Genomic DNA, 17,760 nt, shown 5'->3' with positions numbered 1-17,760 from the left:
TTAATCATTTTTGAAAGAATCGGCGATTAATTTGCCGCATCCATGTTATTTATCAATAAATAGACCTTGTCTATTAGTCCTCAATAATTACCCGGAAGCCTACGTTGAACACACGTTGGTACGGATAATATCCCTTACGGGTATAAGCCGTCGAGAATTTCGGTCGCTCGATATAAGAACCGCCACGAACCACCTTATACTCGGAAACCTCTTTCGATTTCTCGTTGTAAGGATAAGGCAAGTAATCTGAACGTGTCCATTCCGCCACGTTACCGTGCATGCAATACAAACCAAACGGATTCGCCTCATATTGCTTACCACCCACTTGAACCAAATTGCCATCATCCACGCCTTCCTCTTTCGGTAAGTAAGTATAGTACTTGTACCAATAAGAAGTCTTAGGCATCGGTTGCGGGTCAATACCGCTTACGGCAAGCAGGAGCGTGGTTACGTCGGCTAGGTTATCCTTTTTGCCGAAGTCTGCATTCATATCGCCATACCAGAAATCCTGATCGCTGCCGGCACGACAAGCCCATTCCCATTGCGCCTCGGTCGGAAGCGTGATGTTCAAGCCTGTTTTCTCACTCAGCTTCTTACAATAATTTATAGCGTCATTGTAACTTACACGGATTACCGGTTGCTCCGGTTTATTAGCAGGATATCCTTGAACCACGTGATCCTTCCATTGCTGATCCACGAAACGGCTGTCGTGATCCGGGAAAATCACGTTGAATTGCTGGTTCGTAACCTCCAACTCACCCATCCAGAAAGCTTTGTCAATCTTCACTTTCGCCGTTGGACGAGTATCGGATTGCCCACGATAGCTACCCATCACGAATTGTCCGGCCGGAATGCGAACAAATGACATCTTGATACCCGGAGCCAACTCAATCTCCTTACGGGTTTCCTTCTCGTCGGCCAACATAGCCTTGATCCGGTCCGCATCAAAAGGCCAACCTTTCACCTTCAACTCTTTTTCCTTGACAGGAGCCAATTTCTCCGGCATCTCCGGTTTGATCTCACCTTTACCCTTCAAGTAAGCGGCATAATCGGAGATCTCTTTCTTCCAATCCACTCCTGCGCCATTCGCATACTTATCCGTCAACTCTTTACGGCGCTTGATCTGGTCGAAGCCTTGATACGGGATGATATCCTTCGAAAGCACATTTGCGTTGAAATAACCCTTATCCGGAGCGTTGTAATCAATCCAGTTATAAAGGGTTTTCCACTCTTTATCCGTCAGTTGCACGTTAAAGTGCCCTTTCTTCAACATACGAACCAGTTCACTCGTGTTCGGATGATATTCATACGGTTGAAGAACCACCATATCACCCTCGCCACCTTGACGGTGTACATACGGATGCAGATTCAAGTAAGAAGTGCCATAACCTAATTTATCCTTCTTGCCCCCACGCAAGTCGAAAGCCTTACCCTCACCATTATGGCAAGCGACACAGGCACGATCTAAGATCGGTTGGATCTCTAGATCGAACGTGAACGAACGAGTACCCCCTTCCGGCGGAGTCAACGCATGCGGGGCTTTCTGCGAAGCCATCACACGTTTCGGGATAGGAATCTGGTTCTGGTCCTCATGGCAACCGATACAAGATACCACCTCGCCCGGCTGACCGGTCAACCAGCTACGCATCCACTGGATAGCCACTCCGTCTTTGTCTAACGGCTGGATAGAGATCGGCGTATTCGCCGGGATCTTGAAGATAGCGGAGCCATCCTCTTCTACCGGTACTGTACCCAACATACGCTTGATGTCCCAACCGGACTGGATTCCATGCCAGTTATGATCGGAGGTAGTCTTCACGTAAGCATACTCATAAGCGTGCAGACGAAGAGACTTAACCGTACCCCGGGGAATGCCTCTCAAACCCTCTCCCTCGTAAATATCCTGAATAAAGACCGTAGCCTCTTTGTCATTCAATTTCACACGGTCCGGAATAGCCGGAGGAGTCTGTGTCTTACGTACGGCAACCGGACTGATATAGCCCTCACCCTCTACCTTACGCAAACAAGTCACGTTATCGAATACGTCCACCAAATAGATACCCCATAAATCCTGTGGATCTAATTTAGCGGCCACCAAGAAATATTTATCATTCAGCGGAGTCGGTTTGATAAACTGCGGCCATACGCCATTTACCAACTCATCCTTAATCTCCTCCACGATCGGCCGGTTACGATACGGGATCTCCTGTACCATACCAGCGGCGCCTTTACGGGCTTTCGCCGGATCGAACACGATCAAACGACCGGAACGGGCAATACCATGGTGACCGGAGATAATTCCCACGAAAGCGGAACCGTGGCCCGGCAACGGCTGGATATCGAACGTACTGTTCGGGAACATCGATCCGCTACCATACAGCGCTTTCTGCTCCGTACCATCCGGATTCATGTTCATCACGATACGGGAATAATAGTGCGTCAAGTCCGTGTACTCCCAACGCGTGTACATCACACGACCGTTATTCATCACTACGGGGTTCCAGTTCGCGTCTTGATCGAAAGTCAGACGGCGCAAGTTCTTCGTATCCGGCGTATAAAGTACCATATTGCCGACAGGATCATCACCGCTTACACAAGGCACGCCTTGATAACCGATATTCGAGTTAGCGATAATACGTCCGTCCGGTAAGTAGGTTCCATCATAAAACTCCAGATCCGGCTCCTCGTTATGTATTAATTGCTTAAAGCCCGAGCCATCCAAATTCACCTCAAATATATTCCAACGCTTATCGGGCATCGTCTGAGTAAACATCGCACGATCGCCATCCCAATGCATCCGCAAGTCAGCGATAGAGGAACCGTTTTCTGGTTTATAGATCGACCGTACCTGTACATCCTCCCCCCGTAGATTACTCAGCTCCACGATATCGGCGTCAAATCCCATACGGCGGGCGGACTCTTGGTTGCTCCAGTTATTACCCTGCGTACCCAAATCCGGGGCCATTGCCTTATGAGCGTTTACACCTAATTTAAAGCGGGCAGCCAAAACTTTATCACCATCCAAGAACGGGTTCGCCAACAAGATCATACGTTTATTTGCGATCGCTTTCTCGGCATTAACCAAAGCGGTCTCATCACCACTATAAATACCATCGAAACCTTTCTTTACTTGTTGTTCCAGCTCATCCAAAACCGGCTGATACTTAGTGGCATCGAAACCTTTCAGCTTTTTCATATCGTTGAAAGCCAAACGAATCGCCTCCATATTCAACCAATCCAAGTCGCTCTGCAAATTACAGATCCGTTGAGTTTTCTCATAAAGTTTCAAGTACTCACGGATCTGAGTATCGATATCTTTTTCCATCTCGATCTGCTTAACAGCGTTCTTTATATACGCAGCGTCTTTCAGACGAGAAGCCAGATTCAAGACAATATCACGCTCTGCGGAAGCGTCGCCAGCAGTCAACCAATTCTCCAACCCATCGATATTAGCGTTTAAGGCTCCTAATTCCTTCGGATAAGCGGCTAGCAAGCGTGCGGCCTCCTCCTTCGGGAAAACATTCATGATACGGAAAAATACACTACCTACCGTCGACTGATCGGCCAAACCCACCTCAGCCTCAAAGCGTACATATTCCTTATTGATATTGTACACCATCACGCCATTGGCATGGCATAATACGCTATGATCGTATTTCTTACCGCCGATCAACAAAGGATTCCCGTATAAATCCGTATTCTTGCGGATACTGCCCGAGCCAGAAACCCAATAATCAGGATCTAACTCATCCAACCAAACCGAACTACCGTCCGCCTTGATTAAACGGGCATTCGCCCATGTACCCCAATCCCAATCCGTACCATCTGGTCCGGCGGCCGTAACAAGTACCAACTGATCCTGACCCGTCAAATCGGCGGACATCGGGACAGCCTTCTGCTTCGCCTTGATCCAAGCGGACATGATCGGCATGTTCGCCTTCACCAAAGAGGCACGAAGCTCAGACTTTTGCTTTACCGCAGCGTCAATCCAATTATCCACCTTCTTTTGCTTCGGACCCGCCGAAACAAGAAGAGAGGTCGACAACAAGAGTGATACCATTATACAATATTTATTCATGTATTAAATTTAAATTTAGAAGGTTGTTTATTGAAATCCTAAGGAATCACGATTGGTAACCCTGAGGATTAAGCATAACCCTAGAGGTCTTTATAAAGCGGCCTTCTGGTTCGTGAAACGTAAACCAGCGTTGTCGTGATAGCATGCCCACTCATCTACGATAGCACCTTCCGGACCTGCCATCATAAAGTGGAATGTCTCTAATTTCTTCAGACGCAATACGTCACCGACCTTCTGAACCACGAAGTTCTTGCTCTTGATCGGTCCATGTCCGGCGGGGATAGCTGGAGCGTTCGGAGTCTCGTCACCTACCTCAGAGAAGTTGTATACCCAACCCTTCTCTACCATCCAAGACTCATGTTTAGCCGGGAAGTCCGTCTTTACGTGGGCGTGTTCCGGAATCATCTGGCCCGGCAACAAATAGATAGCGTGAGCAAAATACTTATACTCTGGATCGTTGATCCAGAAAATACCACCCATACCTACATTTTCGAAATCCCCCAAGCCAAAGTCTGTCACCCACATATCTTTCGCCATCAGCTCCGTAAAGGGAACATCATAGAAAGCAAACATATCCTTCATCGCTTCCATAGCGACATCTTGTTGAAACTTGCCGTCTTTATAAAAATCGGCGTTCGTGTACTTCTTTGAATAAGCCATTGTTTTATTTTTTTGATTGTTAGTATTACATGCATTCGTGCATTCTTTGCGGCAAGTTCCTTCCGGACAATTGCCCTCCCCATTAGCGGCGCAACAAGTAGCGTCTGTCGTTGTCTTTCCCGTACATGCGACCATAGATGCCAACACCAATCCCATAGCCGCCATTTTCATGTTCAAACCTTTTCTCATTTGTTTTTGTGTATATTTGTTAGTACTATTTGTTTCAACGTATCGCTATTCCCTCGATCTCGATCAGTAACTCATCCCGGCAAACATCGGCCCACATATAAGAGATCGGGATATTTAATCCGTAGGTATTCATCAAACGCTCAGCCTCCTCGTAGTCGGATTTATTCTTCAAGTAGACACGTAATTTGACCAATTTAGCGTCAGCGATCAGTTCCGCTATATTTTCCATCGTGATCCGTAGCTGACGTTCCAGACCTACTCCCGTCAAGCTCTCCTCACCACGGATAGCAGCTGTACCGGAAATATAAATCAATTTACGATCCTGAAAAGTCATGCTCTTGGCACGCTCGAACTTAGGGGTCGTCTTCTTTTGTCGGGCAACTTCCAGTACTTGTTCCGAATACGCATGGGCAGCCACCTGCAACTTATTATCAATCGGAGTAGCGAAAGCACCCGGCGTAATAAACACGGCGGCATCCACATCGATCAAGATACCTCCCAGATTCGCCCCGATACCCGTAGCGGCAGGATACCCATTCGTCCAGTCCACCTTACTATAAAAATCAGACCGAGCGTTATTAAACGCTTGGTAATGCTGATCCGGACCGTCGAAAGCGGTTATACGCTCGATATAATTCCACTGACGGATAATGCTATTCAACGGAAAACCCTCCCGACGAAGTACATCCCCCAATAACCGGAAAGCCTCCACCGACTGAGGCTCGATACCAAAATGAAGTACATCTCCTTGAAAACCGCCGGCAAAAAGAAAACGCCCCGAGACATTCTCCAACAAGACATAAGGAACACCTTGATAATGACGGAAAGTAATCCGATCCTGTGCATCGGGCACATAGCTATGTACCTCCATCAGCAAAGGAGCGTTCAATGGCGGCTGGGAGACATAGCTCAAGGCCGGCTCGCACTCCCCATAATACCGACGAATCTTCTCCCGCAGCAAAACCCGGCGTGCCACGTATTCCTCATTCGTACCCGGAGTACCGAAAAAGGCCAGCCTCATGATCACCTCGTTTTGAGGTAATTGAGACAATAGATCGTCCACCATAACCGCGAACTCAGCCGGCTCGGTGCTTAATATCGTATAATGTATTTTCTCACAATAATTCATATCCTTTTATTTTACAGGGAGTTTACATATTCCGTTAACGCCTCGATATCTTTCTTGGAAACCTTTTTATCGATGCCATGCTTATGGACCTCGAATACCTCTTCCATGGTAGCCGCACGCCCATCAAACAGATAAGGAGCCGTACGCCAGACCTCGATCAAAGTAGGAGTATCCCACCCTTTCTCAAATTCTATATCCTCACCGATACGATGCATCTTCATATCCGTATAATAAGGACCGCTATGGCACTCGCCACATTTCAGTTTCTCAAACACCTTTCTTCCCTCTTTCGCCTTATCCGATAATTCCCCATTTACTAAATACGGGCTAGGCACCGGACGCAAAGATTTCATATAAGCATCCACACATTTCGCCATTTCCTCTTCCGGCTCAAAAAACTGGATGAACTTAAAACCGGCACGTACCGCATATTCTGCGCTCTCACGAACACCCGAGATCATGCTTGGGGGGGTCACATGCGAATACAACATGCTCTTACAATTCTTCGAGTTACCGACCCCGTCATTCATCAAGTCCCAGTTCATCCCGTCCGTACGGCCATCCCCCGGATGGCAACCGTTACAACTCTGCCAGCCTTGATAGCAATGATTCGCATCGTTAAAGTATTTCTCGCCCTTGTTCTCCGGCGTTTCCGTACGACCCGGATTCATGTCGGTAACCGTCACCTCCAATGTATTTATATCGATGGTATTCAAGATATCGGCGAAATAAGTAGGGATTATCAACTTATCTCCCGAAAATATAAAATTCCGGGGACCGTTTCCTTGTAAGGGAACTCGCTCACGAAGTCCATACAAGAAATTCAAGTCGTAATCCAGACGGTTCTTATTCTTATAAGACTCAAACTTCGCCAACATCGCCGGATGATCAATCACGCTCACCTCATGCGTTCCGCTATGGGTGATAAAGATATGCTTGTCATCGCAAGCGATACTCCAGATACCGGCAGCACCACGATCCGGCTCGTCCACCAATACCGCCCCAACGAATTCCTGCTTCGCCACATCAATCACGCTGAAAGCGCTCGTATTCATCCAACCTTGTTGAAGTTGAGAAGTAGGCACCGTGAATCGTCCCAAGTTATGAGACACGTATATATATTTCCCGTCCGGCGTGATACACATCCCCCGTAAGGCATTGCTACCATTCGCCAATTGGATATCTTTCACTTTCGTAAACCCATCCATCTCGATTACTGATACGCAAGCGGCCACCACATCCACGTTCGCCCGTTGTGCGGGCAGGAAATTCGTAACAAACATATACTTGCCATCCTTGCTGAATACCGCCGATTTAGGCTCACGCAACACTTTCACGCTCCGGACTACCTTATGCATCACCGGATCTACCTCGACCACCGAATTATCGAACTGATTACATACATATATATGTTTCTTATCCGGCCCGAATATCGGATGGCAGGCTCCCGATCCCGTCGGTATAGCCGCTTCCACCCTACCCGATTCCAAGGAAAGAACTTGTAGGCGGCCGGTCTTCTCAAAGGTCGTCACATACACATTATCCCCATCCAAAAGCAACCCAGTCGGGATCTCATCAAACGGAAACGAACGAAGCAAACTCTTACCGTCCGCTGAAAAGATATCCAGATGTCTCGTTCCTTTCTGTGTCATCAATAGCTCCCCCTTCGCATTCAATACGGCATCCGTAGTAAAGAAAGGTGGGTTGCCGGCTGAAGCGAGAGAAACGCAACAGCCGACAAGACAAGCCACCAATGAGTTTTTTATCAAGTATTTTCGTGTGTTCATGGTATATTTCGTATTCCTTATTTTCTAAATCCTAGTTCGTTCGAGATCACCCCAGCAACCTCCTTGATCACCTTCACCGTATTTTTCACCACCTCTTTCGATAAGCGGTCTTTCGGGCCGGAGATCCAAATCGCTCCACAAGGATATCCCGTATAATTAAAGATCGGGGAGCCTACGCATATCACGCCGCTCAGCTCCTCCTCATTATCCATGGCATATCCCAGCTTACCAACCTTCTCCAATTCCTCCAAATAGCCCTCACGAGAAGTTATCGTCCGGGAATTATACCGTGTAAACGTCATGTAGGATAGGTAGCGATCTCGCACCGTCTTCGGCAAATAAGCCATAATCGCCTTTCCGGGAGCCGAACAATGCAATTCAAACGGCTTTCCCGGCGACAGGACGAAGCGGAACGTATGATGTCCTTGCGCTTGTTCGATAAAAATTCCTTTCTCATCTCCCAAGACACCAAAGCAAGCGGTCTCTTTCACTTGATCACGTAAATCACGCAAATGTGGCAAGACGGTCTCTAAAAGATTGTGTTCATTCAAGGATCTGAAACCAAGAGTCAATAATTTTCGGGAAAGTTTATAGCGTTTCGTGTCTTCACTAAAATTAAGATATTCCAGCCGCACCAATGTATTCAAAATACGGTAAGCCGTAGTCTGAGATATATCGAGCACCGACTTAATATCTTGCAATGTTTCCCCCGCCGACCGCAAGGAAAGGTACTCAAGAACCGCTATGCCCTTCTCTAAATTAGGCACTTTGTAATTCTCGTCCACTTTTTCCATATTTGGTAGCGTGTTTTCCATATTTGAAATTGCATTTCAGATTTGAATCAAATATAGCAGTGATGAATTTAAACAAGACACGAAATATGTAAAAAAATATTAAGTATGTTGCAGAGCATAAATATGCTATAGAACAAAAAAAGCCAGAATCTCTTCCGGCCTTCTCCAAACGCAATGAATCACCTGTTTTTACTTCTTGCAATCGCAAGTTGAATATGCTACCAACATCCAAACCAATTTTTCTTGTTCCTTAAGATAATCGCTCATCAACGCTACCGTAGCCTCATCGCCCGCCTCCGATGCCAAGGAAAGAAGTTTACGTTCCTCACCAATCAGCAGGCCATAGGTATCGAGAATATGTTTCAATGCCTCGTCACCACAAGATACGCCTGATACCTCTTTTACATGGGCTACTTTCAGGTACTCGCTGAACTTGTTCTCCGGCTCCCCTCCCAACATCAGGATACGTTCCGCCAACTCGTCAACCTTCTCGGCGGCGTTGTTGTACATATCCTCGAATTTGCCATGAAGAACGAAGAAACCGTGTCCCTTGATGTTCCAATGGAAGCCACGAAGGTTCGTATAAAATACTTGGTAATCCGCCAATAATTGTTTCAGGCTTGCTACTACGTTACTTACCGCAGATTCTTCTAAATGAATATAATCTAATGTTCTCATAATTGCTACTTTTTTAAATTGTTATACTTTTTGTTTTTCTTGTACCGCAAAAACACGGCAAGTATAAGTAACTGTAAAACAAATCTTTTATATCAAGATAGAGAAATTTTATTAAACTATCCCGTACAATAGGTATGTAAATGACACGAAGTGTTTCACCATTTTTCCACAAAGTTTAATAGACATTCAAAGATTTTACGTAAGTTTGCCTCTATTAATTTCTAACGCTTGTAAAATTAAGTACTATGAATATACAACAACTCGAATATATCCTAGCGGTGGATACTTATCGTCATTTCGCAAAGGCAGCAGAGCATTGTAGGGTGACACAACCGACATTGAGCATGATGATCCAAAAGCTGGAAGACGAACTAGGTATTAAATTATTCGACCGAAACCTGCAACCCGTTCGCCCCACACCTGCCGGACGTAAGGTCATCGAGCAAGCGAGAAATGTCCTCTATCAGGCTTCTCTTATCAAAGATATCGTGAACGAGGAGGAACAGTCGCTGAAAGGTACGTTTCGTTTAGCGGTGCTACCGACTATCGCCCCTTATTTGTTACCTCGCTTTTTCCAGCAATTATCGGAAAAACATACGGATCTTGACATCCGTATGCTAGAAATGAAAACCGCTCCCACTATGGCCGCCCTGCAAAACGGGGAAATCGATGCCGCTATCATAGCGAACCAACCCACAGAATCCTATTTGCAAGGAGACATATTATATTATGAGCAATTCTTCGGATACGTGGCTCACAATGAATCTATCTTCAAAAAGGATTTGATTCGTACCGCCGACATCAATGACGAAAGGTTGTGGCTACTAGACGAGGGACATTGCTTCCGTGACCAGCTGATGCGTTTCTGCCAGATGGAGAAGGTAAAGGTTCGCCAAGCCGCTTACCGTTTGGGTAGCTTAGAGACATTTATGCGTATGGTGGAAAGCGGTAACGGCATCACGTTCATTCCAGAATTGGCTACCCTGCAACTAAGTAAAGAGCAGAGAGAATTAGTACGTCCGTTCGCCATTCCCAAGCCGACACGGGAGATCGTATTTGTTACCCGTAAAGACTTTATCCGACATACCGTAGCGAGTATCTTAATAGAGAGTATCAAGAAAGCGGTACCTAAAGAAATGTTGACTTTGCAGCCCGGACAAAAGGTTGTATGATTTTTTGATAATACAAATATGAAAACACTCTGTAAACAAGCTATGGGATTTATCCTGATGATACTGTTGGCTTGCGGCGTAACCTCCATAAAGGCACAGGATAGCGCAGACGATGAGTTTATCACTGTCAGCGGTGTAGTAAAAGACAAGCAAACACGAAAAAAACTGGAATACGTAAACATCTCTATTCCGGGAACCAATATAGGAACGATTACCAATAATGATGGTGAGTTCTCTATCAAAGTGAAAAACGGCCTCCATGCCAGGCAAGTAGAAGTATCGCATATCGGATATTTGAATGGCTTGATACCCGTGAACGATAAGGACATATTAGAATGTACGGTATTACTCGAACCGAACATGAATACACTCAGCGAAATCATTATCCGGGCCGGAGACCCTCGATATATCGTAGAGGAAGCGATTGAGAAAGTAAATAAGAATTACATTACCACAGGTAGCATGCTTACCGGATTCTATCGGGAGACCGCACAAAAAGGCCGTCGCTACATCAATATCTCTGAAGCGGTCATTGATGTTTACAAAACCCCCTATAAGGACAGGAACGTGGAACGGGATCGAGTACAGATCTATAAAGGACGTAAATTATTGAGCCAGAAGGCTAGCGACACATTAGCCGTGAAATTATTGGGAGGCCCGAACCTATCCATTTACGTGGATGTGGTGAAGAATCCGGATTTATTGCTCGACCCGAACATCTTACCTTATTACGCCTTCCGTATGGAAGAAAGCGTGATGTTAAACGACCGGCCACATTACGTAATCAGTTTCCAACCTCAAGCGATCTTGCCTTACGCCTTATATTACGGCAAATTATATATCGATAAGGAACGGCTTTCATTCAGTCGTGCGGAATTCGCCCTCAGCATGGATGACCGGAATAAGGCTACCGAGGCCATCCTTCGTAAAAAGCCTTTTGGCTTGCGATTTAAACCCGTAGAGGTGGCTTTTCTCGTAACTTACAAAGAACGTGACGGCATGAGCTATCTAAGTTATATCCGCAATGAGGTCCGCTTTAAATGTGACTGGAAACGGAAACTCTTCTCTACCAACTACACGATCGTATCCGAGATGGTCGTTACTGATGGTAAGGAACAAAATACCCCCATCCCCTACCGAGTGTCTTTTAAAGCGGATCAATCTCTATCCGACAAGGTATCGGACTTCGCTGACGAGAACTTCTGGGGAGCTTACAACATTATCGAGCCTACCGAGTCTTTGGAGAATGCGGTATATAAATTAAAAAAGCAACATAAAAATTGACCGTGTAAATATACTATCGACAATGATATGGACAAATCATTATCTTTGTCCATTATCAATTATCTGTATTATGGATTTGTTCGTACTCAAAAAGATCAAGGAAGGGGATATTAAAGCATTCGAAAGTATTTTCAGGCTTTATTATACCCCTCTTTGCCTGTACGCAACCAGTATAACCGGAGAACAGGAAGTCGCAGAGGAGATCGTTCAGGACTTGTTTTATGTATTCTGGAAAGAAAGAGAATCTCTTCCTATCTTACGTTCCATCAAGAACTACCTTTATGGAGCTACCCGGAACCAGTCCTTACAATATCTGGAGCGTCGGGAAGTACGATACCGATACCGGAATACGGTTTTAGCCGGAGAGAATCCGGAATCCGAATCGTATACCCCGCAAGATCAACTTGAGTACAAAGAATTGCAATCCTTGGTCAACCGGGCATTAGGTAAATTGCCCGAACGACGCCTCCGGATCTTTCGGATGCACCGTTTCGAAGGAATGAAATATGCGGAGATAGCCTCCAGCCTCTCCTTATCCATAAAGACAGTAGAGGCGGAAATGACCAAGGCGCTACAAACACTAAGAAAAGAAATCGAGAATTATACCTAACAATTATGAATCAAATAGAAAAAAATAAATTGAAGACAGACCAAGCATGGGTACAATTATACACTCGCTTGGAGCAAGACGGGCTACTGGATAAGCCAACTTCCGGTACACAAATCCCATACCGGATCGGACTTATGAAATGGGTCGCCGCTATCATTATACTTTGTGTATCGGTCGCTACAGCTATTTTCCTTGGACAAGAACGAACCCCGGAAGCCGCTTTGCTCACCCTACATAATAACGAGGCTTCCACCACCTTGGTCACCACCTTGGAAGACGGGTCTATCGTTTATCTGGCCGATAACAGCCAGTTAAGTTATCCGGAACATTTCCAAAGAGAAAAAAGAGAGGTGTCTCTACTAGGAAACGCCCTTTTTGATGTAAGCGGGAATAAGGAACGTCCTTTCCTAATCGAGACAGAGCAGGCCCGAATCGAGGTATTGGGAACCTCATTCAATATCAAAAGCTCGGATAAAAGCATCTTTGAATTGGCCGTTCGCCGGGGATTAGTGAAAGTGACACTCAAGAAGAACGGAGAACAAACGCTGGTAAAGGCCGGTCAAACCGTATCCTTATTCTCCAACCGTTTACAAGTAGCTCCGACTCAAGATAACGAACAATTTTCCGATTACACCCGCCGTATCCAGTTTAAGGATGAGCGCTTAGGAGATATCTTGCATGTAATTAATCTGGAGTATCCGATGATGCCATTGAAGGCAACGGCTGATTTAGAGGATAGACGGCTGACCGTTAGTTTCTATAATAACTCACCCGCAACGATGGCTGAACTGATCTGCGCCGCGTTAAAACTAAAATGTACGCAACAAAATAATATATGGATGATTTCCGAACCTTGAGACGGCTGATCGTAGGATGGTTGCTGTCACTCGTAGCTCTCATCCCTATGAATGCCCAGAATGGTAACGTACTGGGACAGGTCATACGATTGCCTAAATCAAAAGGAAATATCTACCAATTGCTGGGACTCGTCACGGAACGTTCCGGCTATCTTTTTATATACGACAGTAAGATTATCGATAATGAACAAACAACATCGATAAGAGGAGGAGATTATACGATACAAGAAGCCATATACGCAATTACCGGCAATAAAAATCTAGCGATTCGTGCGATAGAGAACCATCTCTTGCTTTATCTGCCAGAGAGTCCCTCCGCTCCTAAAAGCGCATCCGTAACTCCCGATCCCATACAAACCTATTTCACTATAGAAGGTTCTTTACAGGATCAATATACCCATGAGCCAATCGCATTCGGATCGGTAGGAATCGGTGAGGCCGCTATTGGCACCATCACCAACCAGAATGGAGAGTTCCGATTGAAATTACCGGACTCACTCCGGTTATCCAAGGTACGTTTCTCTCATATCGGCTATCTTCCCCAAGAGATAGATAGTCGGAAGTTAATAGATAAACATACCGTCTTATCCCTAGAGCCTAAAGTAATCTCTATCCAAGAAGTGATCGTACGCCTAGCCAATCCGAAACGCTTGCTACAGGAGATGCTGGACGAGAGAAGGAGCAATTATTCCCAACACCCGATTTACCTTACTACATTTTACAGAGAAGGCGTTGAACGTAAAAAAGGGCTCGTAGGACTGACCGAGGCTGTTTTTAAAGTATATAAGGCATCTTACCACAGCAATGCCTTGGCCGATCAAGTGAAACTACTAAAGATGCGCCACATCAGTAACGAACAGGAAAAGGACACGTTGATCACGAAAATGAAGTCGGGTATCTATTCCTGCCTAGTCCTGGACTTGATGAAACAGTTACCGGAGTTTCTGAATCCTAGCCCGGATTCACCCTATACCTACGCCCATACCGACATCACGGTAGTGGATGATCGACTTGCTAACGTCATCTCTTTCGAGCAACGAAAGAGTATCAATGAACCGCTTTATCGGGGACAGATATATATCGACATGGAAAATAATGCCTTATTAAGGGTGGACTTTGAGGTCAATCCCCAATATATCGAGCAAGCGGCCGGCATGTTCGTCGAGAGAAAAAGCCGGAATTTACGGATCACGCCCCAGAAAGTAGCCTATACGGTATCTTACAAGCAATGGAATGGCACCTACTACATTAACCATATCCGGGGAGATCTGCATTTTAAAATTAAAAAAAGAAGACAACTTTTTAACACAAATATTTTACATACTTGGTTCGAAATGGTTACCTGTAAGATAGATACAGCCAATGTGAACCGCTTCTCACGCATTGAATCCCTTCCCACCCGCACGGTTTTCTCGGATACTCACTTCAACTACGACGAGGGTTTCTGGGGAGATTTTAACGTAATATTACCCGAAGACAAACTGAATGAGGCTATTAGCAGAATCACCTCAAAGATAGAGGAAACGAACTACTAATCCCCTAAAAATCATAAAGAGAGCCTTTTCGCAAAGGCTCTCTTTATAGGTTTTTAATAGGTATTAGTCTTTAAGGCAAAAAGATTGTTTAGGTTATCTGCATGCAAAGATGGGCTAATTAATATAATTGAGCAAATAAAAAAAGATATTGTACAACACATTTTTTTAAGTTTATCGAAATTTCTTTGCAGCTTGTGTTACTTTTTAACAATTACAGACTCCAATAGATCATCTGATGGATGCTACCTCGATAGACTCCTTTCACGTCCGCCAACACGGCATGTTCGTTCGTGATCGACATGAAGTAGGACTCATCCAGCTTCAAATAAGTCGTATGAGCGACAGCTACCACTACCGCGTCATATTTCTTCCCGGGCTTCTCTACCAACCGGATACCGTACTCTCGCAATACTTCCGAGGGGGAAGCGAACGGATCCATCACATCGACCTCGGCTCCGAAGTCCTTAAACTCATTGATAATATCGGCTACTTTCGAGTTACGTATATCCGATACGTTTTCCTTAAAAGTCATACCCATCACCAACACATGCGCTCCTAGGATATTTTTCCCCTGCGAGATAATCTTTTTCACGACCTTCTTTCCGATATACCGTCCCATGGAATCGTTCACGTAGCGACCGGAGTTGATCATCTTCGTGTGATATTGCAATTCTTTGGCTTTATGCACCAGATAGTAAGGATCTACCCCTATACAATGCCCACCTACCAATCCGGGAGAGAAAGGCAGGAAATTCCATTTCGTTCCGGCGGCTTTCAAGACATCAAACGTATTTACCCCCATTCGATCGAAAATAATGGAAAGCTCGTTCATAAGGGCTATATTCACATCACGCTGGGTATTCTCGATAATCTTGGCGGCTTCGGCTACCTTGATACTAGGCGCACGGTGCAACCCCGCTTGAACGACCAGCTTATAGACGTCCGATATCGTTTCCAAAGCTTCGGCATCGCAGCCGGAAACGATCTTCACGGTATTTACCAAGGTATGTACCTTATCACCCGGATTGATTCGTTCCGGTGAATATCCAACCTTAAAGTCCTCTCCTACTCTCAACCCTGAAACCTCCTCCAAGATCGGGATGCAATCCTCTTCCGTACATCCCGGATATACGGTAGATTCGTATACTACATAATCGCCTCGTTTAAGGACTTTGCCTACCGTGCGAGTCGCACCCAACAAAGGGGATAGATCCGGCTCGTTATGGCTGTCTATCGGGGTAGGAACAGCTATCACGTAAAAAGAAGCCTCCCTTAGCTTCTCTATAGAAGAAGTAAATGTGATGTCCTTATGTTCAAATACCTCAGAGGAAAGCTCACCACACGGATCTATACCGTTCCGAAGCTTGTCCAAGCGATCCTCGTTGATATCAAATCCGATAACGGAAACATGTTTAGCGAATTCTATCGCGATAGGAAGCCCGACATATCCTAGTCCGATTAGGGCAAGTTTTGTTTGTTTATCTAGTAACTTTGTATACATCTTATTATTTCATCATTCTACTTAAACAGTCAGGATTCCGAGGAATGTCCCAAACAGATGAGATTGTATGCAAATGTAGCAATCTTCAGTTTACCTAACGATATAAAGGGAATTTTATTTCATAGACGAGGTCCCTTATCTTGTTTCCAAAATAAGGGACCTCGTCTTCTAAGTATAAATATGTTTCTTTTACTGCAAACGGCGTATACCTATAGCCTTGTTATATTGGGCTAAAGAAGCCTTTTGCTGATACCAAGTCTGGATCAAGCTACTGTAAGACTGAATCCACGACAATTGGGCAGAGAGTACGTCCAAGATCGGCAGTTTACCCTCGTTGTAGCTGAAAGTATTCAAGTCAAGATTCTCCTCAGCAATCTTACAAGCCTCTTCCGCAACGGTAATTTGTTTCGTATACTCGGTGAGGCTTGTCCATGCGTTCGCAACCTCTTGGGCGATCTTATCACGGGTATTATCCAAGGCGTATTCCTTGCTACGAAGAATAGCCTTCTGGGAATTTACCTCCTTGAAACGGGCTCCCCAACGAAACAAAGGAATCTTTAAGGAAGCGAAAACGGCCGGAGTCCATAACTGGTCCGAACCTTTCACGTTCAACATCGGCGTACCCCAAGTACCTTGAAAACCAATCGCCAAAGACGGATTATATTTCGCCTTCGACAAATTGATTTGTCTCTTTTGGTACTCTATGTTCAACTCGGAAATAGCGTAGTCCGGACGATTCCGAAGAGCTACATCCTCTCCTACCTGCAGCGGCAAAGCCAGATAAGTCGTAATGGAATCTTCCACCTCGATCGGGTCTAGCGGAGACACACCCATCAATGCGTTCAGATTCTGTAACGCGATCTGGTACTCCTTATAAGCCGAGCTTTTATTCAACTCCGCTTCCTTCAAGCGAGACTCCACTTGCAATAAATCAGTCTTGCTGATCTGGCCGTCATTGAAACGGATCGTCAACACGTTCGCCAACTCCCCTACAATGTCTACATACTGACACATCACATCGTACATGCCTTTACGGGCGGCGGCTGTCCAATAGTTCAAATCGGCGGAATAAATGATATTATCCGTTGTCAACTCCTCCACTTGCTCGGTGATCTTACCCTGTACCTGCGCAGCCTTATAGTTATTATAGATCTGTCCGCCGGCATAAATAGGCTGGCTCACCGTAGCACCTAGACTATACGTATTATGATCCATCTCCACGGACATGCCCGGTCCGAAATCCAAATCATATTTATTGATCCGATACTGATAACTGCCGGAGAAGTCCACCGAAGGGAAGAAACCGGTCTTAGCGGCCTTGATCGCATGCTGCATAGCGATACGCTCCTCAGAGCTTTGCTTGATCTGACGGCTGTATTCAAGGACCCGTTCCTTATATTCCACAGCCGATAGCCGGGTGTCTTGCGCTTTAACGGACAAGGCACCCAACAATAAACAACCTATGATTATCTTATTTCTCATATAT

Annotated in this window: 13 protein-coding genes; 5 read left to right on the top strand and 8 right to left on the bottom strand. The window is 45.4% G+C overall.

Annotation, left to right across the window (positions count from 1 at the left end; translation table 11 throughout):
- Positions 1-73: 73 nt before the first annotated feature.
- The 6 genes from E5342_RS02375 to E5342_RS02350 all read right to left on the bottom strand — a co-directional run bounded on the left by E5342_RS02375 (position 74) and on the right by E5342_RS02350 (position 9,315).
- Positions 74-4,060 (bottom strand): SUMF1/EgtB/PvdO family nonheme iron enzyme, encoded by a 3,987-nt coding sequence (locus E5342_RS02375; protein WP_246867043.1) that lies wholly within the window; start codon positions 4,058-4,060, stop codon positions 74-76.
- A gap of 108 nt (positions 4,061-4,168) precedes the next feature.
- The gene (locus E5342_RS02370) at positions 4,169-4,927 is read right to left on the bottom strand and encodes a hypothetical protein (protein ID WP_121735759.1); all 759 of its coding nucleotides are present in this window, start codon (positions 4,925-4,927) and stop codon (positions 4,169-4,171) included.
- Between the two features lie 34 nt (positions 4,928-4,961).
- Complete coding sequence (locus E5342_RS02365; RefSeq protein WP_135958745.1) at positions 4,962-6,056, bottom strand: endoribonuclease L-PSP; 1,095 nt, start codon at positions 6,054-6,056, stop codon at positions 4,962-4,964.
- An 11-nt stretch (positions 6,057-6,067) separates the two neighbouring features.
- Positions 6,068-7,843 carry a cytochrome D1 domain-containing protein gene (locus E5342_RS02360; protein WP_121735761.1) on the bottom strand — a complete coding sequence of 592 codons (1,776 nt, stop codon included), beginning with the start codon at positions 7,841-7,843 and terminating at the stop codon, positions 6,068-6,070.
- 17 nt (positions 7,844-7,860) lie between these two features.
- Positions 7,861-8,658 carry an IclR family transcriptional regulator gene (locus E5342_RS02355; protein WP_121735762.1) on the bottom strand — a complete coding sequence of 266 codons (798 nt, stop codon included), beginning with the start codon at positions 8,656-8,658 and terminating at the stop codon, positions 7,861-7,863.
- 168 nt (positions 8,659-8,826) lie between these two features.
- A complete protein-coding gene (locus tag E5342_RS02350) occupies positions 8,827-9,315 on the bottom strand; it encodes a Dps family protein (RefSeq protein ID WP_135958744.1) in 489 nt (162 codons plus the stop codon).
- A gap of 245 nt (positions 9,316-9,560) precedes the next feature.
- Between E5342_RS02350 and E5342_RS02345 the strand changes: the two genes are divergently transcribed.
- From E5342_RS02345 to E5342_RS02325, 5 genes are all read left to right on the top strand, one after another.
- Positions 9,561-10,487, top strand: a complete 927-nt coding sequence (locus tag E5342_RS02345) for a hydrogen peroxide-inducible genes activator (protein ID WP_121735674.1) — start codon at positions 9,561-9,563, stop codon at positions 10,485-10,487.
- Between the two features lie 18 nt (positions 10,488-10,505).
- On the top strand, positions 10,506-11,771 hold the full coding sequence (locus tag E5342_RS02340; RefSeq protein ID WP_121735673.1) for a carboxypeptidase-like regulatory domain-containing protein: 1,266 nt from the start codon (positions 10,506-10,508) through the stop codon (positions 11,769-11,771).
- A 70-nt stretch (positions 11,772-11,841) separates the two neighbouring features.
- Entirely contained in the window at positions 11,842-12,381 is a 540-nt protein-coding gene (locus E5342_RS02335; RefSeq protein WP_135958743.1) for an RNA polymerase sigma-70 factor, read from the top strand.
- Positions 12,382-12,386: 5 nt separating this feature from the next.
- Positions 12,387-13,238: a FecR family protein gene (locus E5342_RS02330; protein ID WP_121735671.1), complete on the top strand. Its 852-nt coding sequence runs from the start codon at positions 12,387-12,389 to the stop codon at positions 13,236-13,238.
- Entirely contained in the window at positions 13,217-14,773 is a 1,557-nt protein-coding gene (locus E5342_RS02325) for an STN and carboxypeptidase regulatory-like domain-containing protein (RefSeq protein WP_135958742.1), read from the top strand. Before E5342_RS02330 ends, E5342_RS02325 begins: the two co-directional genes overlap by 22 nt.
- A 211-nt stretch (positions 14,774-14,984) precedes the next feature.
- Here the strand turns inward: E5342_RS02325 and E5342_RS02320 are convergent, their stop codons facing one another.
- Both E5342_RS02320 and E5342_RS02315 read right to left on the bottom strand, forming a co-directional pair.
- Positions 14,985-16,274: a nucleotide sugar dehydrogenase gene (locus E5342_RS02320; RefSeq protein ID WP_135958741.1), complete on the bottom strand. Its 1,290-nt coding sequence runs from the start codon at positions 16,272-16,274 to the stop codon at positions 14,985-14,987.
- 189 nt (positions 16,275-16,463) lie between these two features.
- Positions 16,464-17,756, bottom strand: coding sequence for a TolC family protein (locus E5342_RS02315; RefSeq protein WP_135958740.1), 1,293 nt, complete (start codon positions 17,754-17,756; stop codon positions 16,464-16,466).
- Positions 17,757-17,760 lie beyond the last annotated feature (4 nt).

It is taken from the genome of Parabacteroides distasonis (assembly GCF_004793765.1).
Lineage (GTDB): Bacteria > Bacteroidota > Bacteroidia > Bacteroidales > Tannerellaceae > Parabacteroides > Parabacteroides distasonis_A.
This window is presented reverse-complemented; position numbering and strand designations above follow the sequence as displayed.